Below are 21,842 nucleotides of genomic sequence, written 5' to 3'. Positions count from 1 at the left end.
GAGGCAAATGAGTATGGATTTTATCGAAGCCTTGAATGAATTGGAAAGGGAAAAAGGGATTAGCAAGGATATTTTATTTGAAGCGATTGAAGCAGCCTTGATCTCCAGTTATAAACGAAACTTCAATACTGCGCAAAATGTTCGCGTAGATATGAACCGGCATACCGGAGCGATTAAAGTATACGCTCGCAAGCTTGTAGTAGAGGAAGTACTGGACCCAAGAACAGAGATTTCATTGCCTGCTGCTCGCGAGATTAATGCCAGCTTCCAGCTGGATGACGTAGCAGAAATTGAAGTAACGCCTCGTGACTTTGGACGTATTGCTGCCCAGACAGCTAAACAGGTTGTAACACAACGCATTCGGGAAGCTGAACGCGGACTTATTTACAATGCTTTCGTGGAAAAAGAAGAGGATATCGTAACCGGTATTGTACAGCGTCAGGATCCTCGCAACGTTTTTGTTGATCTTGGTAAAATCGAAGCACATCTTCCATTAAATGAGCTTATGCCAAATGAAAAGTTCAAACACGGTGACCGGATTAAAGCATATATCACCAAGGTTGAGAACACGACGAAGGGACCGCAAATTTTGCTCTCGCGGACTCATCCGGGACTTTTGAAACGTCTCTTTGAACTGGAAGTTCCAGAAATTTTCGACGGTGTTGTTGAGATTCGCTCTGTAGCTCGTGAAGCTGGGTTTCGTTCAAAAATTGCCGTGTATTCCCGCAATAGTGAAGTTGATCCTGTAGGCTCCTGCGTTGGTCCAAAGGGTACTCGTGTTCAGACCATTGTGAATGAGCTTCGTGGCGAGAAGATCGACATCGTTCGTTATTCAGAGAATGTGGAGGAATATGTAGCAAATGCGCTGAGTCCTTCCAAAGTGCTAGAGGTTCAAGTGTTTGAGGCGGAAAAAATGGCGCGTGTTATCGTTCCTGATTATCAGTTATCCCTCGCCATCGGGATTAAAGGTCAAAATGCTCGCTTGGCAGCCAAGCTGACGGGCTGGAAAATTGACATCAAGAGTGAGACTCAGGCGGAAGAGGAATTTGGTAGAGAGAAAACCGAACAAGGTGAATTGCCTCAGGATTCCGTCTCCGTTGATTAATTGTTATGATGAGCCGGTCGTCGTAACTCAGTAGCAGGTACGGGGGGTCTGAGTAATGAAAACTAGAAAAGTTCCGCTGCGCAAGTGTGTAGCTTGCCAGCAAATGATGCCTAAGAAATCGTTGATTCGGGTTGTCCGGTCACCGGAAGGCGAAGTATCAATCGATTTAAGTGGTAAAAAATCAGGGCGCGGAGCCTATTTATGCGGCCAGGTTGCATGCTTCAAGCTCGCCCATAAGAACCGTGCGCTGGACAGGGCGTTAAAGTCTACGGTCGGGCAGGATGTATATGAGCAACTGGCAAAAGATTTTCTGGCTGTAGAAGAAGAGTTTATTTCCAGCAGAGATGAGGCAGAGGACGAAAACGATGAGTAAGATTTTTTCTAATCTGGGTCTCGCGATGCGGGCGGGAAAACTCGTAACCGGAGATGAAATTGTATTGAAATCTGTTCGATCATCTGAAGCCAGACTAGTGATCGTTGCCAAAGATGCTTCTGCCAATACCCACAAGAAATTCCGCGATAAATGCAGAACGTATAAAGTCCCTTTGATCATTGGATTTGACCGAGAGATGCTGGGATCCAGCGTAGGGAAACCCGAAAGAGTAGTACTTGCGTTAACCGATCAAGGGTTTGCCGATATGATTAGAAAAGAAATCGTGAAAACGTCGGAGGTGGAGTATATTGAGTAAACAAGAAAACAAAGATAAACTCAGGGTGTACGAATATGCTAAATCACTCAATATGAGTAGTAAAGAAATTATAACTATTCTTAAACGTCTTGAAATTCCGGTCAATAATCATATGAGTGTTATGGAAAATGATGCGGTTGATCGCGTAGAGAAATTTTTCAAGGATATCAAGAGTAGTGCAGCTGCCAAACGTGAAAGCTCGAGTCGAACCGAGACTCCAGTCAAATCGTCGGCTCCGGCTTCCGCAGGAGGAAGTCAAGCGCCGAAATCAGCACCTAGTGATCATCCGAGCCAGCAAGGAAATCAAGGCCGTAATAATGGGGTAAAAGAAGGACAAAATATTGACAAAAATCAACATGAAAAGCAGGTTAGCATGAATAATAAACAATCAACCAATAATCAAGCTGCTACGAGCAGCACATCAGCAACTCAAGAGAGAAGTCATCGTCCATCCGGAAATCAGCATCAGAATAATCGTCCAGGGCAAAGCAACCGTCCTTCACAGCAAGGTTCCGGCCAAGGGCAATCGCCTGGCAATCGCAATAACAATAACCAACCGAATCGTGGACAGGGCCAAGGTAATTCCTCATATCAGGGGAATAACAGTGGAGGTGCACGTAATACGCAATCTCAATCATCGCCAAACCGTAACTTCTCGAATAATGGATCGAACACTGGATCTAATAGCGGGGGCTTTAACAGCAACCGTAACCAAGGTGGTCAAGGCCAAGGTGCGAGAAAAGGTAACAGCGGCGGCGGTGGCTATAACAACAACAACAGAAACAACCGTTTTGATGATAACCGTCAGGGCGGATTTAAGAACAACCGCGGTGGAAAAGGTGGCCGTGGCAAAGGTTCACAGGCTCCTCAGCAATATCGTGAGAAGATCGATAATACGCCAAAGAAAATTATCGTTCGTGGTACGATGACAGTAGGCGAAACAGCCAAACTGCTTCATAAGGATGCTTCCGAAGTTATCAAAAAGCTTATTTCTCTTGGAGTAATGGCTACGATTAACCAAGAACTCGACATTGACACTATTTTGTTACTTGCAGGTGACTTCGGTGTTGAAGTTGAAGTGAAGATTCCGGTTGAGGACGATCGCTTCGAAACGATTGAAGAAGTGGATGAAGAGACGGATTTGCTGGAGCGTCCACCAGTTGTTACGATTATGGGCCACGTTGACCATGGTAAGACGACACTTCTTGATGCTATTCGTTCTACGAATGTTACAGGCGGAGAAGCTGGCGGTATTACTCAGCATATCGGTGCTTATCAAGTTGAAATCAACGGTAAAAAGATTACATTCCTGGATACTCCGGGTCACGAAGCATTTACAGCAATGCGTGCTCGTGGTGCACAGCTTACAGATATTACGATTATCGTCGTAGCAGCCGATGACGGTGTCATGCCGCAAACGGTTGAGGCTGTTAACCATGCCAAAGCAGCAGGACTTCCTATTATCGTAGCAGTAAACAAAATCGATAAGCCGGATGCTAATCCGGATAAAGTAAAGCAAGAACTCACTGAATACGGACTCGTACCGGAAGAGTGGGGCGGAGATACAATTTTCGTTAACGTTTCGGCTAAGCAAAAAATGGGTCTTGAAGGTCTGCTGGAAATGATTCTGCTTGTGGCAGAAGTTAACGAATACAAAGCAAATCCTGATAAACGCGCTCGCGGAGCTGTTATTGAAGCTGAGCTTGACAAGAGCCGTGGTCCGGTTGCTCGTATTCTCGTTCAACACGGTACACTCAAAGTCGGAGATGCATTTGTAGCGGGTAACTGCTTCGGACGTGTTCGTGCAATGGTGAATGATAAAGGCCGTCGTCTCAAGGAAGCTGGACCTTCCACACCGATTGAAATTACCGGTCTTACGGAAGTTCCACAAGCGGGTGATCCTTTCATGGTATTTGAGGATGAGCGTAAAGCTCGCCACATTGCCGAGAAACGTGCGATTACGCAACGTCAATCTGATCTTGGTGCTAATACAAGAGTTACACTTGACGACTTGTTCCGTCACATTAAAGAGGGCGAAATCAAGGATCTGAATGTAATTATTAAAGCGGACGTTCAAGGTTCCGTTGAAGCACTGAAGGGCTCCCTTGAGAAGATCGAAGTAGAAGGCGTACGCGTTAAAATTATTCATAGCGGCGCCGGTGCGATTACTGAATCCGATATTATTCTGGCTGCAGCTTCTAATGCGATTGTCATCGGCTTTAACGTTCGTCCAGACAGTCAGACTAAAGCAACTGCAGAACAGGAAAAAGTAGATATTCGTTTGCATCGCGTTATTTATAATGCTATCGAAGAAATTGAACAGGCAATGAAAGGTATGCTTGATCCGGTCTATAAAGAATCCGTAATTGGGCATGCTGAAGTTCGTAATACATTTAAAATTAGCAAAGTGGGTACAATCGCGGGTTGTATGGTTACATCTGGCAAGATTTCTCGTGCTGCCGAAGCTCGCCTGATTCGTGACGGTATCGTTGTTTTCGAGGGTAAAATTGATTCCCTTAAACGCTTTAAAGATGACGCCAAGGAAGTTGCACAAGGGTACGAATGCGGTATTACTCTTGATAACTACAACGATCTCAAAGAAGGCGACATTATCGAAGCATTTATTATGGAAACCGTCGAACGTAAGTAGCAAGGTAGTTCATAAAAGTCATCTTGGTCACGTAGTACTGAAACCTGACTCTTTGAACTTGCATTTTGAGCGAGGTGTCGTAAATGGCTAAAAATCGTACCGGCCGCGTAAGCGAGCAAATTAAAAAAGAACTCAGTGTACTTATCCAAAGTGAATTGAAAGATCCGCGTATTGGGTTTGTTACAGTGACCGGGGTCGATGTGACTAATGATTTGTCACAAGCAAAAATTTATTTGAGCGTGTTTGGTGATGAAGATGCAAAAAAGGACTCGCTCAAGGGGCTTGAAAAAGCTAACGGATTTTTGCGTACCGAGCTTGGGAAAAGAATACGGCTGAGACATACACCTGAGCTGATATTCAAAATAGATGAATCTATTGCATATGGCAGCCGAATTGAAAAGCTGCTGGGCGATATTTCACATGAAGAAGAAAAATGAGAATTTAAAGGAGACGGCAATGCAGACCAATGAACAGGAGTTCCGGCAAATCGAGCAGTTTTTGACGGAGCGAGACGATTTCCTGGTAGTGTCGCATGTACAGCCGGACGGAGATGCAGTCAGTTCTACCCTTGCGGTGGGCTGGCTTCTCTCATGTCTGGGTAAAAATTACACGATGGTCAATGAAGGACCTATTCCGCGGCGAATGAGCTATTTATGGCACTCAGAGCAAATTGTCGATCTATCGGAAACTCCGCTCCAAAGTAAGTATAAAAATGTAATATGCGTGGATTGTGCAGATTTTAAAAGAGTAGGAAAGAGCCATCTCATCTTTACTGATGATGCTCGAATTGTAAATATTGATCACCATCCGACTAATGATGCATATGGCGCTATAAATCTCATCGTTTCAAATGCGGCAGCAACTGTCGAGATATTGTTTGATCTTATTCAATATATGAACAAGCCTTTAGATCATGATGTAGCAACAGCGCTATATACAGGATTGTTGACTGATACAGGCGGGTTCCGTTATTCGAGTACATCGCCTAAGGTGATGGCAATTGCCTCCAGGCTGCTGGAATATGGAGTTGATGGTCCGGGCTTGTCTGAGAAGCTGCTTGAGCAAATGACATTGCCTCAGCTTCGTTTGTTAACAAAAGCTTTAAATGGATTGCAAATAAGCGAAGACGGCAAGATCAGTTGGGTGACCGTCGACGATGAAGATATGAGACTTACGGGAGCTATACATGAAGATTTGGAGGGAATCGTAAACTATCCCCGAAATATTCAAGGTGTCGAGGTTGGTCTTTTGTTTAAAGTAATTAATGAGAATGCCGTTAAGGTAAGTTTACGTTCGGCAGGTAAAGTAGACGTAGCCCGCGTTGCACAGAGCTTTGGAGGCGGTGGACATATTCGAGCAGCGGGTGCTCGTATAGAAGGTACACTGGATGAGATTGTTCTGCACGTGCTGGAGCAGGTGAAGGCTCAGTTATGAATCAAATGAACTACGAAGGCATTTTGCCTATACGTAAGCCAGTCGGTTTTACTTCTCATGATGTAGTTGCTAAATCACGTGGCATTTTGAGAATGAAACGGATCGGTCATACAGGTACTCTGGACCCTGCAGTGACAGGTGTTCTGCCGTTGTGTCTTGGCAGAGCAACTAGAATGGTTGAATATCTTCAGGAGCTTCCTAAGGAATACGAAGCAACCTTGATTCTTGGTGTTGCGACGGATACTGAGGACATGTCGGGGAAAGTACTGGAAAGTACTGATCAAGTATCAGTAACTGAAGAACAGGTTCTAGATGTGTTGTCCAAATTTACAGGAACGATTTCTCAAGTGCCTCCGATGTATTCCGCCATCAAGCAAAATGGCAAACGTCTCTACGAACTTGCTCGTGAAGGAAAAACGGTTGAGCGTAAGGCTCGTGAGGTTACGATTCATGAACTGGAGATGATTTCGTTTCAGCCTGATGATATTCACCCGCGAATTTCTTTCCGAACACTTTGCTCTAAGGGAACTTACATCCGTACGCTATGTGTAGATATTGGGCGTGCTCTTGGAGTGCCGGCAGCGATGGAGGAGCTTCGGAGAACGATGTCTGCAGGAATTCCAGAAGATCAATGTATCACACTGGAGCAGCTAGCTGAGTATGTTCAGTCAGGAACATTGCAATCGCATTTGATTCCAGTTGACCAAGCCGTTCATCACTTGCCTGCACATACCGTGCAGGAAGAGAAAGTAAAGGCAGCCATTCAGGGACAACGACTCTCTTCATCAGTTGTTGAGCCGGATGTTGTCAAAGGAAGCACGATCCGGTTATATGGACCGGATCAACAATTTCTAGGTATTTTCCGTGTGGATGAATCTACGGGGGCAGTAACTCCGGTTAAAGTATTTCATCCGGAATAAATCACAGTATATTGCAGGTGAGACGATTGTGGAAACGATAACCTTAACTTATCCTTTAACCGAGGACATTATAACAGACTATGCCAGACCGCAGGTTCTGGCAATTGGTCAGTTTGACGGTCTGCACTTGGGGCATGCCAGTGTCATACAGTCCGCTGTAAGACTCGCAGCGCAGGTCGGGCTTCCCGCTTCCGTCATGACCTTTCATCCGCATCCCAAAGAAGTGATGAAGAAAGGTGACTATGAAGGCTACCTGACTCCACCGGAGGAGAAAGAGGAAATACTTCGGGAGATGGGTGTAGATTATTTATATATTGTAGAGTTTAATGATGCATTCTCAAGAGTGAGCCCACAAAACTTTGTGAGTGGGATGCTGCTTCCGCTTGGTACCACAACCGCTGTAGTTGGCTTTGATTTTCGTTTTGGCTACCGTGGGGAAGGTCATGCAGGAATGCTGCGTGAATTAAGTGAAAATACGATGGATGTACATACCGTACCGCCATTTCTTATTGAAGGCGAGAAGGTAAGCAGCTCCGGAATTAGAAAGGCGTTGCAGGAAGGTGATGTATCTCTGACCAATTCCTGGCTGGGGCGCCCATACACACTTAAGGGAACTGTAATGCATGGAGAAAAACGGGGCCGGAAGATCGGATTTCCAACAGCCAATGTAGAGCCGAGTGAGCATTATGTATTACCTGCAAAAGGGGTTTATGCAGTAAGAGCCAATCATAATGGAACATGGCATCAAGGAGTAATGAATGTAGGTGTAAAGCCAACATTCCACGATAATGTGCTCCATCCAACCCTGGAAATACATTTGCTGGATTATAGCGGGGACTTATACGGAGATATTTTGTTAGTACAGCTTATTCATTTCATCAGGGAAGAGCGGAAGTTTAACGGTATTGATGAATTAGTATCACAAATTACAAAGGATGCTATGACAGCGCGGGAACTCCTTCAGCCTATAGATTAGAGTACGAGTATATTAAGGACAACCCCCATTTACTTTTAATTAAATGTTATGTTATACTAATTAACGTTGTGTATGTGGATATATTTTCTGATATGTCCCATAACATATAACCTTAGCTTGGTTATTTGATCTCACCGTCTCATTACTAGGCTAATGGCGATTATATTAAAGGAGGTGAACAGGATGGCATTGACTCAAGAACGTAAACAACAATTGATCGAAGAGCACAAAACTCATGAATCCGATACAGGATCACCAGAGGTGCAAATTGCTATCCTTACGGAAAACATCGTTAACTTGACAGACCACTTGCGTACGCACAAGAAGGATCATCATTCTCGTCGCGGTCTCTTGAAAATGGTTGGTCAACGTCGTAAGTTGCTTGCTTACTTGAAGAACAAAGACGTTAGACGTTATTCCGCTTTGATTGAGAAACTTGGATTGCGTCGTTAATTTGACTTTGTTGTATTAAAGCAGCCTGGTAACCTCCTAATCCGCTGTTGAAGCGGATGGAGCGCTTGCTAGGTTGCTTTTTAGCAACAGGAGTATACTTTAATTATAATTTCGTACATAAGCTCCGTCAGGAGCTTTTGTTGTGATTGGGACAAGTTTATTGTGAGCTTTGCTTTATGAATCGGGGTAAAGCAGGAAATAATGAGACTTGTACCGAACTTTTAATGGTAACAAGGAGGGATCACATGGAAAAACATGTAGAAATGCAGTTAGGAGGAAGACCTCTTATACTGGAAACCGGTCGTCTGGCTAAACAGGCGAATGCAGCGGTTATGGTTCGGTACGGAGATACGTCTGTATTATGTACAGTAACGGCTTCGCCGGGTCCAAAGGATTTGGACTTCTTCCCATTGACCGTGAACTATGAAGAAAAGCTGTACGCTGTTGGTAAAATCCCTGGAGGATTTATTAAAAGAGAAGGTCGTCCTAGTGAAAAAGCGATCCTCGCCAGCCGCCTTACTGATCGTCCGATTCGTCCTTTATTTCCAGAGGGCTTTCGTAATGATGTGCAGATCGTGAACATGGTTATGAGTGTGAATCAGGACTGTTCGCCGGAAATTGCCGCTATGATTGGCACTTCGGCTGCATTGAGTATTTCAGACGTACCGTTTAACGGGCCGATTGGCGGCGTAGCTGTCGGACGCGTAAACGGTCAATTTGTCATTAACCCGGATCTTGCGCAGCAAGAAGCAAGTGATATTTATGTCGTAGTGGCTGGAACGAAAGACGCCATTATGATGGTTGAGGCTGAAGCTAATGAAGTTCCGGAAGACGTAATGCTTGAAGCGATCATGTTTGGACATGATGAAATCAAGAAGATCGTTGCCGTTATTGAAGAGCTCGTTGCAATTGCTGGTAAAGAGAAAATGGAGGTTATCCTTCACTCCGTTGATTCAGAAGTAAACCGTGAAGTTCGCGAATTTGCAGCTGCTCGTCTTGTTGAAGCTGTTAAAATTGCAGAAAAACATGCTCGTCAAGATGCAATCGATGCTATCAATGATGAGACAGTAGCTCATTTTGAGGAGAAATACATAGAGTCTCCGGAGCTGCTTAGTGATGTTAAGGAAGTACTGCACGACATCGTAAAAGAAGAAGTGCGTCGCTTGATCACTCACGATAAAATTCGTCCTGATGGTCGAAAACTCGATGAGATTCGTCCAATTGAATGTGACATTAACCTTTTGCCACGTACACATGGCTCTGGGTTATTTACACGTGGTCAGACACAGGCACTTAGTGTATGCACACTTGGTGCGCTTGGTGATGTGCAAATTTTGGACGGGATTCATCCCGAAGAATCCAAACGATTTATGCATCATTACAACTTTCCTCCGTTCAGCGTAGGTGAAGCGCGTCCGCTTCGTGCTCCTGGACGCCGTGAAATTGGACATGGCGCACTTGGAGAAAGAGCACTCTCCAAAGTCATTCCGCCGGAATCTGAATTTCCGTACACGATTCGTCTTGTATCTGAAGTATTGGAATCGAACGGCTCGACTTCACAAGCAAGTATTTGTGCCAGTACGCTGGCTATGATGGATGCAGGTGTACCGATCAAGGCTCCAGTAGCTGGTGTAGCTATGGGTCTGATCAAGGACAACGAGCACGTCTCGATTTTGACAGACATTCAAGGTATGGAAGATCATCTTGGTGATATGGACTTTAAAGTTGCCGGAACATCCGAAGGCGTAACTGCAATCCAGATGGATATCAAAATTGATGGTATTGACCGCCAAATTTTGACGGATGCGCTGGAACAGGCAAAAGAAGGACGTATGTTCATTCTGTCTAAAATGATGGAGCGTATCCAAAAGCCGAAAGAGCATTTGTCTAAATATGCACCTAAGATTACTATCATGAACATCAACCCGGACAAAATCCGCGATGTAATTGGTGCTGGTGGCAAAATTATTAACAAAATCATCGAAGAGACTGGCGTGAAGATTGATATAGAGCAGGACGGTCGTGTGTTTATCGCTTCAACAGATGAAGAGATGAACAATAAGGCACGTTCTATTATCGAAGGAATCGTCAAGGAAGTCGTAGTAGGTGAAATCTATGTTGGTACTGTAAAACGAGTCGAGAAATTTGGCGCATTCGTTGAGATATTACCAGGCAAAGATGGTCTTGTACACATTTCCCAGCTGTCAACTGAACGGGTTGCTAAAGTAGAGGATGTCGTAGCGATCGGTGATACTGTGACTGTTAAAGTTACTGAAATCGACCAACAGGGACGGGTCAATCTTTCCCGCAAAGCTGTGCTGACCGCGGAGACAGAGTAAACATCAGCTTGTTTACTCTTCCTTACATCTAATGAGCGCGGGAAAAGAGACAGAATGAAATTATTCTGGCTCTTTTTTTATTTTTGTGTGACTTAGATGCACTTCCCGAATAATTGATAGCCTGTTCACATATGATGAGGACAAAACCCGCTGAAGGGATGAGTCTTCATGAATCGTAATAAATTTGCGGTTGTTTCAATATGCATTTTAATTGCCATAGTGCTGGGCCAATTTACGGGAATCCGTGAATTTGTTCAAGGTAGGGGAGCTGAGGAATTTGGTGAGGATGCCTTTGGATGGTTCGCAGATAGTAAGGGGGAAGAAAAGCTGTTATCCATGATTCAGGAGGAGGCAGCAAAACTTAGAATTGAGCCGATTGATGCGGTAGTTGATCGGGTATGGAAGGCGATTCCAGGGTATAACGGACTTGAGGTTGATGTGGAGAGTACATATCAAAAGGCACGTCTGAAACCGGAAGGTTCAGCTATTGAGTATGTCTATCGGGAAATTAAGCCCAAAGTAAATCTTGATGATTTAGGCCCGCATCCCATCTACCGCGGAAATCCAAACAAACCTATGGCAGCTTTTATGATTAATGTAGCTTGGGGCAATGAATACATCGTTCCGATGCTTGATATTTTGGATGAGACTAAGGTGAAAGCAACTTTTTTTCTCGATGGAAGCTGGTTAAAAAAGAACGCTGAAATGGCTTTAGAAATTCAAAAGCGAGGTCATCAAATCGAGAATCATGCATATTCTCATCCCAATATGAGTCAACTTGAGTCGACAAGGGCTAGACTGGAAATATCCAAAACGAAGGATCTATTAAAAGAGAAGCTTGGTGTAGAGAATCGTTGGTTTGCCCCGCCTTCAGGTGATTTTAATGACAAGACAGTGATTCTGGCTGCTGAACAAGGATTAAAAACGGTGCTTTGGACTTTGGATACGGTAGACTGGATGAAGCCGCCAGCTGCTTCAATTGTGAGCAAAATTGCTAAGAAAGTAGAACCCGGTTCTCTTATCCTGATGCATCCGACGGCGTCCTCCCGTGACGCACTTAAAGGGATGATTACTGCTATTCGTAATAAAGGGTTGATTTTAGGCACAGTGGATGAGACGTTATCGCCAAATCGTGTGAATACACCGTAGAGTTGAGGAAATTGTTTTTTTTTGATAGGATAGTCTTGCATTTATAGTACTGACTTTTTGAACTCGATTTAGTTATGGGAGGGCCAGTTGTGAAAAAAGTGCAGTTGAAAAACGGCCTTCGGGTGGTCATGGAGAAAATACCGACTTGCCGTTCGGTGTCGTTCGGTATATGGGTCAAGACAGGCTCACGGAATGAGAGTCCTGAGCAAGGTGGAATTTCCCATTTTATTGAACACATGCTGTTTAAGGGAACTGAACGTTTTAATGCGAAGGAAATAGCAGAGCAATTTGATGCAATTGGCGGTAACGTCAATGCATTTACTTCCAAAGAATATACGTGTTTCTATGCAAAAGTATTGGATGAGCATTTGCCAATTGCGGTGGATGTACTGTCTGATATGTTTTTCCGATCTCTTTTTGATCCAGAAGAACTGCGTAAAGAGAAAAATGTGATTTTGGAAGAGATTTCGATGTACGAAGATACGCCTGATGACATGGTCCATGACCTTGTATCTGAGGCGGCGTATGGTAGTCATGCGCTAGCTAAGCCGATACTAGGAACCGAGGAGTTGCTTCAGACTATGGAGCCGAAGCACCTTCAGGAATATATGCGCCAGAACTACACGGTAGAAAACACGGTGATCAGCGTAGCTGGCAACATCGATGACAGTATTATCGGGTTGATGGAAAAGTATTTTGGTGATTTCAATAACAAGGGACAGCAGAGCAGTATTGTAGCTCCAGATTTCCTTGGTGATCTGAAATACTATCGCAAGAAGACGGAGCAAAATCATATTTGCCTGTCTTTTCCCGGCCTTCAGATTGGTGCTGACAATCAATATGCCATGACATTGCTTAATAATACGCTTGGCGGTGGCATGAGCTCTCGTCTGTTCCAAGAGATACGGGAGAAGAGAGGGCTGGCATATTCAGTTTATTCTTATCATAGCTCCTACGCGGATTGTGGCTTGTTTACGGTGTATGCCGGAACGGCACCAAAGCAGACTCAGGAAGTGCTGAATTTAACAAAAGAAATTCTTCATGACGTGTCTGTGAACGGGATCAATGAGAGTGAGCTTACAAAGGGTAAGGAGCAATTGAAAGGAAGCCTGATTTTAAGCCTGGAAAGTACAGGCAGTCGAATGAACCGTTTAGGCAAAAATGAGCTGATGATGGGTCGGCACAATACACTTGATGAAATGATAGCCCGAATTGAAGAAGTAACGATGGACGATGTGAATGCTGTTCTGAAGGAAATGTTCAAGAAGCCGTATTCTCTCGCCATGGTAGGCTCATCGGATCGTGTGTTATCGGGAATAAGGAGAGATGAACTTGTCATTTGAAGTACAAATTAATCGCTTAGCTGGAAATGAAGATATTGAACTGCCGCGTAAAATGTCGGAGCTGGCATCCGGCTTTGATCTATATGCAGCGGTGACGGAAGATGTAGTACTGTCTCCCGGACAGAGAACGTTGATACCAACAGGTATAGCAATCGCAATGCCTGGAGGCTTAGAGGCGCAAATTCGACCGCGCAGCGGCCTCGCATTCAAGCATGGGATTACATGCCTGAACACGCCTGGAACGATTGATGCGGATTATCGCGGAGAAATTAAGGTGCTGTTGATTAATCTTGGCCAAGAGCCGTTCAAGATTACTCGCAATGAACGGATCGCCCAAATGGTGTTCCAGATCGTCCCAGAGGTTAAATTGATTCAGGTGGATGAGCTTTCGGAAACTATTCGCGGAGCTGGCGGGTTCGGACATACGGGTACTAAGTAAAGAACATTTAAATGGACTGTCTCAAAAAGGTCATTAACTGACCTTAAGGGGCAGTTCTTTCTTTTTGACTGTATAATGGACTGTATAATGTTAAGATGAAGCTGATTTATGGGAAAGAAGGTTTACCTGAATGCAACTGGAATTCATTGAAATTGAATACAAAGTGACTGCTGAAGGCATAACGGTAGAGCTGCTGCCAAAGGAGTTTGCTCTTTTGCAATTTCTGTATCAGCACAGAGGCCGCATATTCAGTAGAGAGCAACTGCTGGAACATGTATGGCCGCTGGAATATCCGGTCGATCGGACGGTAGATGACCATATATATCGACTGCGCAAGAAGCTTGCTCCTTATGCTGGTCTGGAGATAAAAACAATCCGCGGATTGGGCTATAGTCTAGCTCTGCAAAATCCAAGAAGTGTTGAGGAAACAACCCCTACTATGCAGGACCCGGAGCTTCATGAGACGATGCGCAATGTATTTATGAAATTTCACCGATACGGTCAAGGTCGTTCGATGCTCACCCTTGCCCGTCAAAAGGATGTGCTTGGTTTCAAAATTGACCCGTACTATTCGGTTTATGTCCATTTTGTAGAAGGTGATATTGATTGGCTGCTGCATACGAATGAGGTTTCAATAGAGGAACGCTTATATTGGCTGATATTATATTACATTAATTTGGTTAAACCTGAGCATAGTTTGATACTTTGTGAGCAATTGCTGGAGAAGAAACTGATGTCAGCTGAGCAGAACAGAGAAATGGAGCTCCTCAATATAATTGATTTATATGCACAGGCGGGAGAAACGGATAAAGCTCTGGATCGTTTGAAGAAAAGCTACGAGGTTATCAAGCAGCAGGGTTACGATTATTTTATTCCGCAAATGGCAATTACAGAGATGTTTGTGCATTTGGTTGCAGGGACAGAGGAGCATGAGCTGGAACAGATGGCGGAAGCTATTGAAGCAGATATATTGTCTTCGTCCCCCTATCTGCGTGAGACCGGAAGCTACAAAATAGTTAAGGGGCTGTGGATGTTAAATTGTCAGCTGTGGAACGAAGGAGAGAAACTGCTGGACGAGGGGGTTCAAGTGCTGGATAATTCCGGCTTTATACCGTTGAAACTGCTAGCTTTATGCCGTATTTCCTTTTATTTTGACTGTGGGAAATTTCCTGTCAAGAAAGAGCTGCAGCAGAAGTATACATACATTTATGATGAAGAGCTGGAACGAATTGGTCTGAAAAAAAAGCTTAAAATGCTAGAAGACACCATTTATAACATTCTCAATAGAGTCTAATGTCCTCTGATCATTCTCTGACATTTCTCCTTTACAGTTTATATCAGCTCAAGTTAACTGCGAACTGTGAAATGGAGGAATGTGTATGACAGCTTCAAAACAAGCAAAATCAAGTCTGCTTCGTAATAAAGTTTACATGAGAGTATACAGCGCTTATACTGCAGCTGCCTTTGGCGATTGGTTCGATATATTGGCTATTCAGGTGCTTGTGGGCTATCGCTGGCAGGCCAGCCCGTTGATGCTGGCTTTGCTTCCGATAGCTAACGCACTGCCTAGTATTCTGCTCGGTTCGGTTGCTGGTGTCGCGGCTGATCGGTTAAATAAGTTAAAGCTGATGCGTATTTGTGATTTGTTTACGGCAGCTCTGACATTGTTGATATTGCTGGCTCCGAATATGGTTTGGCTATTTCCAATCCTTATTGTTCGTGCGGCGATCTCTACGTTAAACGTACCCGCTCAGCAGGCGTTAACACGAAGCATTGTCAAGGAGGAGCAACTGCTTCAGGCGACCTCACTTAATGGCATCGTGAATCAAGGATCTAAAATTGGGGGTCCTTTATTAGGTGGCCTCGCTTTGTCTTTTCTGTCGCCGCAATGGTGCATTGTACTTAATGCTTGTTTTAGATTAAGCTCTTATTTACTGCTGTGGAGTGTAGGAAAGGAAGCTGTGAATAGTGTTGAAGAAGGGAAGAAGACATCCAAGAGTGCGGAAAAGCAAAAGGAATCATTGTCTATTATATGGAAAGAAGGCTGGAGCTTCATAATATGCAGTCGATTGCTGTTGTCTTCTATGATATTTGGATTAATCGGGGCACTCGCCATTCAAATGATCGATTTTCAGTTCACCAGTCTCTTTCGTGAGCTTGCCCCAGACCAGGAGTCATTGCTTGGTTGGATGGTGGCAGCATCGGGTGCAGGTGCAATTATCATTATTCTTATTATCAACAAAATGAATCGTGAAGTCAGGTATGGCTGGAGGTTAGGAAGTGGTTATGCACTGATAGGTGTATCGATCGGGGGATTGGGACTTCTCCCTCAAGATGGTTCCGTACTCGCTGTACTGATATTAGGCTTTGTGCTCGGAATAGGCAACGGCATATACATGGTAACTTTCAATTATTGTCTGCAAAAAGAAACGCCTCCTGATTTGATCGGTCGTGTTTTTGGCATTCAGAGTACCATTTTAGGTGTAGTCATGATTGTGGCGCCACTCCTTGGCGGACTTACGGTACAAGCTGTTGGACCTGCACGTACCTTCCTGAGTTTTGGTCTAGTGATTCTTGTCATTGGTCTGATCGGAATCTTGTTTGGAAAATTGCTGTGGCCGGCATCCAAAACACGGAATGGCGATAGCGCCTCTGGTCAAGTAAAAGAGCTGGTTTAATAGGTCATAAAGCGACTCGATCAGAAGCTGGAAACGGCGGTGCAAGGATAAGCTTCCTTGTACCGCCGTTTCTCTTTTATCAGATCCATTTTTCCTCGTGTCTATTGTTCTGTTTTGATCATTTCTTCCAGCTTACTTAATTGAGCATCGCGACCATCAATAATATCCTGACGAGTTGTATAGACCGGGATATCCGGTTCTAACGTGAGCTGCTCGTTTAGCTTTTCATTTGGACGGAGGAACTGCTTATAAGATAAAGAAAATTGAAATTGTGAATGAGGGAGTGAAAATTCTAGTATGTCTCCATAGGCTGATGGCTGATTACCTGTAGGCTCTCCAATAATTGTACCTATTTTATTATCTTGAAGCATAACAGCGAACATATTGCCTGAACTGAACGTTTTAGCCGACGTCAGAGCATAAAGCTTGCCCGAGAAGGCGGAGCTGACTTGATTCGTATTTTTCATTTCAGCTGACGGGAATCTTTCAAAGCCGCTAGACAAGTCCCCATTCCTAAGCTCTTTAGCTTGTGGTGAAAAGCGGACTAATCCCGAAAATGTAGTGAATTTATCGACATTCACATATCTCAGAAATTCATCAATGACCCTTGAATCTCCTCCGGTGTTGTTCCGTAAGTCTACCGCTACATGATTAACCTTTAGCTGGTTCACTTCGGCGAAGAAATTTTGCAAAGTGTTTTTGTATTCTTCGTCAAATATACAAGCGTTAATTTGTAAAATTCCGAGTGAGAGGTCCTTATTAATCGTGTAGCTATAATTACCGTTTCCTGTATCAAAGGGTGTGTTCATTGATTCTTGAACATTTTTTTTGTTAAACGGGAGATTGAACGACAGGATTTCACCATTACGCTTCACGGAAATTTCTACAGTATCCTCTTTTACGAGGTTTAAATGCTTCAGAAACGAATCGGTTATCATGACACCTGATCCGCGCATTTTTACCCACTCTTCATTTTCGGCCGAGATTACTTTTTTCAGTTCGCTAACCAGCTCCTGACTTTTTAAGCCTCCCAGACTTATTAGTAAATCTCCACGCTGCAAATTAAGAGTGGAGTTGAGAACCACAGGACCTTCTTCTGTCCAATATACGGACATACTCAATGATTTTGTGGAATTGCTGTATGGACTTATAAAGCTATGAGCATCTTGCAGTAAAGTGATGATCTCGATGGCATAATAATAAAATTGATCCTTTGTCAGAGGCGCATTTAATTGATTGTACACAGTGTCAATTGCCTCCTGCTGTTCTTTATTCCACCCATTGATTAAGGAAGGATGGACCTGCTCCAATGTTGTCACTAAATAATCGAGATCAGCTCTCATTTCCTGAACACTCAAACTGGTTTCCGAATCATCAACAGGATCAGATGACATTGCAGTATTAGGGGACTCGTTGTCCGGCAAAGGAGGCGAGTCATTGTTTTGAGCCGCGTAAAATTGATTGAACAATACGCAGGCAACTACAAGTGTGATAAGTATGGTTGCTGCAATCATTGTTTTTTTCATAATAGAGTCAAGCTCCTTAGCTAGTAGTAATTGTAATATTCTAGTATGAATTCAGCTTGCTTACTATAAAAAAACGCACGGGAAAAGCAGACTCAGGGTTTCACCACTTTGTAGGCAACAGCATAAGATGCTCTATACTGAATTGCCTGGAAGGAGTGCCGACGCCTGATGCTTACAGGACTTACAATCGTGTTCCTTGGCGGAGATGCCCGCCAGTTGGAGGTTATCAATAAATGCGTAGAACTGGATGCTTCGGTTCGAATCGTAGGTTTTGACAAACTTGAATCTCCACCTCAAGGAGCAATAAATGATACGCTGAGCCCAGAATTGCTGGGTGAAGCAGATGTGATCGTTCTGCCCGTGATAGGCTGTGACGATCAAGGTTTGATCGCAGCGCCGTTTTCGAAGGCAGAAGTGGCCATGAAGCAAGAGACATTTGCAGCCATTCGTGAAGGCACACTGGTGTATACGGGCATGGCTAAAAGCTTTTTGAAGCGAATGAGTGCGGAGTACGGTTTTAGATTGATCGAGTTGCTGGATCGAGATGATGTGGCTATCTACAATTCAATTCCTACTGCCGAAGGTGCTGTAATGATGGCAATACAGAATACCGATATTACGATCCACGGTTCTTCCTGTATCGTGCTGGGGATCGGCCGGACGGGTTTTACTTTGGCGAAAACGCTGCAGGGATTGGGAGCGAATGTTCAGGTTGGAGTACGTAGAGAAGCCGATGTCGCCAGAGCGGTAGAAATGAGCTGGAAGCCTTTCAAAACAACGGATTTGAGCGCTAATACGGGGGATATTGACTTGATTTTTAATACAATACCGACTATGATAATCACAGCACAAATCATCTCTAAATTACCCCGGAAGGCAGTTATTATCGATTTGGCCTCGGCTCCTGGCGGAACTGATTTCCGTTTTGCTGAGAAACGTGGAATCAAGGCTCTGCTCGCACCCGGTTTACCTGGAATAGTTGCTCCCAAAACGGCTGGAATCATTATAGCGAATACGTTGTGTCAGTCGATTTTGGATGAGTTCCATTTACGGGGGGATGAAGAGTGAATTGGCATGGGAAAACTGTAGGTTACGCCGTAACGGGATCGCATTGTACTTTTGCAGAAATTATTCCGCAGATCAAGCGGTTTGTAGATGATGGCGCCAAAGTGGTGCCGATTATTTCTCAGTCAGTGATGACGACGGATACCAGATTTGGCAAATCAGAAGATTGGCAAAAACAGTTGAAAGATATTACAGGTAGTGATATCATTTCTTCAATTGTCGACGCGGAGCCATTAGGACCCAAAAAACTGCTTGATGTGCTTGTGATTGCACCTTGCACAGGAACAACGACAAGCAAATTAGCCAATGCTGTGACAGACAGTCCGGTGCTAATGGCAGCCAAAGCGCAAATGCGTAACGGCCGGCCGCTCGTTGTTGCAGTATCGACGAATGATGGGTTAGGCTTTAATTTAGCAAATATCGCAAAATTGATAGTAGCAAAAAATATCTTTTTTGTACCTTTTGGTCAGGATAATCCGGTTGATAAACCAAATTCACTTGTTGCACGAATGGAGCTTGTTCCTGAAGCTTGTTACGCGGCACTTGAAGGTAAGCAATTGCAGCCGCTGATTATAGAACGATTTCGGTAATAATTCATTCATTATAAATAGTATTGATTAGAGAAGGGGAGACGTACCAGATGAAAACGAAATTTAATGTCGCCGTTGTAGGAGCGACGGGAGCTGTTGGAGAGCAAATTATCAGATTATTGGAGAAGAGAGACTTTCCAGTAGATAAGCTGAAGCTGTTATCTTCGGCTCGTTCAGCAGGAACCGTTCTTCGTTTCAAGGGACAGGAAATTACCGTTGAGGAAGCTGGTCCGGACAGCTTTGAAGGCATTGACATCGCATTGTTTAGTGCAGGTGGAGATGTAAGTAAAGAGCTTGCCCCACATGCTGTGCGTCATGGAGCGGTAGTTATTGACAACACTAATGCTTTCCGTATGGAGCCGACTGCTCCACTTGTAGTACCAGAGGTTAACGCAGACATGATCAGCAAGCATCAGGGCATTATTGCAAATCCTAACTGTTCAACGATTCAAATGGTTGCTGCTCTTAAGCCGCTGTATGATCGTTTTGGAATTTCCCGGATTATTGTATCTACCTATCAAGCCGTATCTGGCGCTGGTGCTAAAGCGATTAACGAAATGTTGCGTCAAAGCAAGGAAGTGCTTGAAGGAAACGATCCAAAACCGGATATTTTGCCAGTTGGGTCCTTACCTGTGAAACATCAAATCGCATTTAACGCTATTCCTCAGATCGATAAATTCCAGGATAATGGATATACATTGGAAGAAATGAAGATGGTCCGTGAAACCAAGAAAATTTTCGGCGATGATTCTATTGAAGTAACGGCAACTTGTGTTCGTATCCCTGTCGTATACGGCCATTCTGAATCTGTCTACGTTGAATTTAAAAATGACTACGAACTGGAAGAAGTAAGAAGTCTTCTCGCAGATGCTCCAGGTATAACTCTGGTAGATGATCCTGCTTCGCAATCATATCCGCTTGCAACTGAAGCTGCTGGTAAAGAGGATGTTTTCGTTGGTCGACTGCGTCGTGATCTCGGAAACAAACGCGGCCTGAACATGTGGATCGTCTCGGATAATCTTCTTAAAGGCGCAGCGTGGAATGCAGTGCAAATTGCTGAGATTATTGCGAAACAAGGGTAATGCCAAAATAATAGCAATCAAGGGCTGAATCTCTTTGGGTAGAACCCGATCAGGTTCAGCCTGAGGTCTGTTATTGGTGAACTTAAATATTCATCTTAAATAATAATTAACATGAGTAATAACGGAATGAAGTAAAGCTTTACTCCGCATATAAACTGGAGGAATACCCATGCGCATTTTGGTGCAAAAGTTCGGAGGTACTTCTCTCTCCACGAAAGAAGCCAGAGAACATGTAATAACTCACATCCGCCGTGAACTGGATCAGGGTTACCGGCTTGTCGTAGTGGTTTCGGCCATGGGCCGTAAAGGAGACCCCTACGCAACAGATACTCTACTTGGACTAATTACTGAAGGTGGAGGATCATTAGCTTCACGCGAACAGGATTTACTGCTTTCCTGCGGTGAAGTGATTTCGGCGACCATGTTGAGCAGCTTGCTTCAGCAGCGGTCGATTACTTCAACTGTTTTAACGGGAGCACAAGCAGGTTTTGTAACAGACAGCCACTATGGAAATGCAAGAATTCTGGATATTCATCCTGTAAGAGTTATTGAGGAACTGGAGCGTCATGACGTTGTGATCGTGACTGGATTTCAGGGACACAATCAAGAAGGCGATGTAACCACTCTTGGACGCGGGGGAAGCGACACATCTGCTACAGCGCTTGGTGCGGCGCTCCACGCTGAAATGGTTGATATATACACAGATGTGAACGGTATTTTGACTGCGGACCCAAGAATTGTGGAAGATGCCAAACCTCTTGAATATGTTAGCTATGCTGAAATTTGCAACATGGCTCATCAAGGAGCTAAGGTCATTCATCCACGGGCTGTTGAAATTGCAATGCAGTCTGGAGTCCCGGTGCGTGTACGTTCGACGTTTTCTGAGAGCGAAGGAACGCTTGTTGCCAATCCGGAAGGTTTTAAGGACGTTCAGACTGGAGTAATGGACCGTTATGTTACAGGCATAGCATATGTCGGAAATGTGACTCAAATCAAAGTGGATGCTTCCGACAATAGTTTAGATAATTTACAGCTGCAAGTGTTCAAGGCAATGGCGGCTAATGATATTAGCGTTGATTTTATTAATGTTACCCCTACGGGTGCTGTTTATACGATCTTTGACAATGACCTGAATAAAGCGGAATCGGTTCTTAGCTCACTAGGATTAAAGGCAAGTATATTATCAGGCTGTGCCAAAGTATCTGTAATTGGCGGCGGAATTAACGGAGTTCCGGGGATTATGGCTAAAATAGTCGAGGCGCTTGCTGAGAACAAAATTCAGATTCTTCAGTCTGCAGATTCCAATACAACCATTTGGGTACTTGTGAATAAAGAAGATATGGTTCAGGCTTTACGGGCACTTCATGCCAAGTTTGAGCTTGGTCGCTAATACATTTTTCAGAG

The 21,842-nt window shown here is 44.1% G+C and carries 20 protein-coding genes; 19 read left to right on the top strand and 1 reads right to left on the bottom strand.

The genetic code is table 11. The features are described from left to right. The first annotated feature begins 7 nt into the window (after positions 1–7). The 15 genes from nusA to BLS49_RS01880 all read left to right on the top strand — a co-directional run bounded on the left by nusA (position 8) and on the right by BLS49_RS01880 (position 16,175). Positions 8–1,105, top strand: coding sequence for a transcription termination factor NusA (nusA, locus tag BLS49_RS01950; RefSeq protein WP_091226251.1), 1,098 nt, complete (start codon positions 8–10; stop codon positions 1,103–1,105). Positions 1,106–1,160: 55 nt separating this feature from the next. Further along, a complete protein-coding gene (gene rnpM / locus BLS49_RS01945) occupies positions 1,161–1,478 on the top strand; it encodes an RNase P modulator RnpM (protein ID WP_091226249.1) in 318 nt (105 codons plus the stop codon). Continuing rightward, positions 1,471–1,794, top strand: coding sequence for a L7Ae/L30e/S12e/Gadd45 family ribosomal protein (locus BLS49_RS01940; RefSeq protein WP_091226247.1), 324 nt, complete (start codon positions 1,471–1,473; stop codon positions 1,792–1,794). Before rnpM ends, BLS49_RS01940 begins: the two co-directional genes overlap by 8 nt. Then, the gene (gene infB, locus BLS49_RS01935) at positions 1,787–4,444 is read left to right on the top strand and encodes a translation initiation factor IF-2 (protein WP_091226245.1); all 2,658 of its coding nucleotides are present in this window, start codon (positions 1,787–1,789) and stop codon (positions 4,442–4,444) included. The genes BLS49_RS01940 and infB overlap by 8 nt, the downstream gene beginning before the upstream one ends. An 83-nt stretch (positions 4,445–4,527) precedes the next feature. Then, the gene (gene rbfA / locus BLS49_RS01930; protein WP_091226244.1) at positions 4,528–4,881 is read left to right on the top strand and encodes a 30S ribosome-binding factor RbfA; all 354 of its coding nucleotides are present in this window, start codon (positions 4,528–4,530) and stop codon (positions 4,879–4,881) included. Positions 4,882–4,900: 19 nt separating this feature from the next. After that, positions 4,901–5,878, top strand: a complete 978-nt coding sequence (locus tag BLS49_RS01925) for a DHH family phosphoesterase (RefSeq protein WP_091226463.1) — start codon at positions 4,901–4,903, stop codon at positions 5,876–5,878. Continuing rightward, a complete protein-coding gene (gene truB / locus BLS49_RS01920) occupies positions 5,875–6,798 on the top strand; it encodes a tRNA pseudouridine(55) synthase TruB (RefSeq protein WP_091226242.1) in 924 nt (307 codons plus the stop codon). The genes BLS49_RS01925 and truB overlap by 4 nt, the downstream gene beginning before the upstream one ends. Before the next feature lie 28 nt (positions 6,799–6,826). Beyond that, complete coding sequence (locus tag BLS49_RS01915; RefSeq protein WP_091226241.1) at positions 6,827–7,774, top strand: bifunctional riboflavin kinase/FAD synthetase; 948 nt, start codon at positions 6,827–6,829, stop codon at positions 7,772–7,774. A 183-nt stretch (positions 7,775–7,957) separates the two neighbouring features. Continuing rightward, a complete protein-coding gene (gene rpsO, locus BLS49_RS01910; protein ID WP_044478403.1) occupies positions 7,958–8,227 on the top strand; it encodes a 30S ribosomal protein S15 in 270 nt (89 codons plus the stop codon). Between the two features lie 245 nt (positions 8,228–8,472). Next, positions 8,473–10,566, top strand: a complete 2,094-nt coding sequence (gene pnp, locus BLS49_RS01905; protein ID WP_091226240.1) for a polyribonucleotide nucleotidyltransferase — start codon at positions 8,473–8,475, stop codon at positions 10,564–10,566. Between the two features lie 168 nt (positions 10,567–10,734). Next, positions 10,735–11,715: a polysaccharide deacetylase family protein gene (locus BLS49_RS01900; RefSeq protein WP_091226239.1), complete on the top strand. Its 981-nt coding sequence runs from the start codon at positions 10,735–10,737 to the stop codon at positions 11,713–11,715. A gap of 89 nt (positions 11,716–11,804) precedes the next feature. Continuing rightward, on the top strand, positions 11,805–13,058 hold the full coding sequence (locus BLS49_RS01895) for a M16 family metallopeptidase (RefSeq protein WP_091226237.1): 1,254 nt from the start codon (positions 11,805–11,807) through the stop codon (positions 13,056–13,058). Then, positions 13,048–13,497 (top strand): dUTP diphosphatase, encoded by a 450-nt coding sequence (dut, locus tag BLS49_RS01890; protein WP_091226236.1) that lies wholly within the window; start codon positions 13,048–13,050, stop codon positions 13,495–13,497. The genes BLS49_RS01895 and dut overlap by 11 nt, the downstream gene beginning before the upstream one ends. A gap of 130 nt (positions 13,498–13,627) precedes the next feature. Further along, positions 13,628–14,791 (top strand): winged helix-turn-helix domain-containing protein, encoded by a 1,164-nt coding sequence (locus BLS49_RS25480; protein WP_091226234.1) that lies wholly within the window; start codon positions 13,628–13,630, stop codon positions 14,789–14,791. 85 nt (positions 14,792–14,876) lie between these two features. Then, positions 14,877–16,175, top strand: a complete 1,299-nt coding sequence (locus BLS49_RS01880) for an MFS transporter (protein ID WP_091226232.1) — start codon at positions 14,877–14,879, stop codon at positions 16,173–16,175. Positions 16,176–16,276: 101 nt separating this feature from the next. Here BLS49_RS01880 and BLS49_RS01875 read toward each other — a convergent pair whose 3' ends face one another. After that, the gene (locus BLS49_RS01875) at positions 16,277–17,701 is read right to left on the bottom strand and encodes a S41 family peptidase (protein WP_091226231.1); all 1,425 of its coding nucleotides are present in this window, start codon (positions 17,699–17,701) and stop codon (positions 16,277–16,279) included. 168 nt (positions 17,702–17,869) lie between these two features. Between BLS49_RS01875 and dpsA the strand changes: the two genes are divergently transcribed. The 4 genes from dpsA to dapG all read left to right on the top strand — a co-directional run bounded on the left by dpsA (position 17,870) and on the right by dapG (position 21,828). Then, the gene (gene dpsA, locus BLS49_RS01870; RefSeq protein WP_091226229.1) at positions 17,870–18,769 is read left to right on the top strand and encodes a dipicolinate synthase subunit DpsA; all 900 of its coding nucleotides are present in this window, start codon (positions 17,870–17,872) and stop codon (positions 18,767–18,769) included. Next, positions 18,766–19,356: a dipicolinate synthase subunit B gene (locus BLS49_RS01865; protein ID WP_091226228.1), complete on the top strand. Its 591-nt coding sequence runs from the start codon at positions 18,766–18,768 to the stop codon at positions 19,354–19,356. The genes dpsA and BLS49_RS01865 overlap by 4 nt, the downstream gene beginning before the upstream one ends. A gap of 50 nt (positions 19,357–19,406) precedes the next feature. Then, entirely contained in the window at positions 19,407–20,438 is a 1,032-nt protein-coding gene (locus BLS49_RS01860) for an aspartate-semialdehyde dehydrogenase (RefSeq protein ID WP_091226226.1), read from the top strand. A 169-nt stretch (positions 20,439–20,607) separates the two neighbouring features. After that, a complete protein-coding gene (gene dapG / locus BLS49_RS01855) occupies positions 20,608–21,828 on the top strand; it encodes an aspartate kinase (RefSeq protein ID WP_091226224.1) in 1,221 nt (406 codons plus the stop codon). Positions 21,829–21,842: the final 14 nt, after the last annotated feature.

Source organism: Fontibacillus panacisegetis (genome assembly GCF_900102215.1).
Taxonomy (GTDB): Bacteria; Bacillota; Bacilli; order Paenibacillales; family Paenibacillaceae; genus Fontibacillus; species Fontibacillus panacisegetis.
This window is presented reverse-complemented; position numbering and strand designations above follow the sequence as displayed.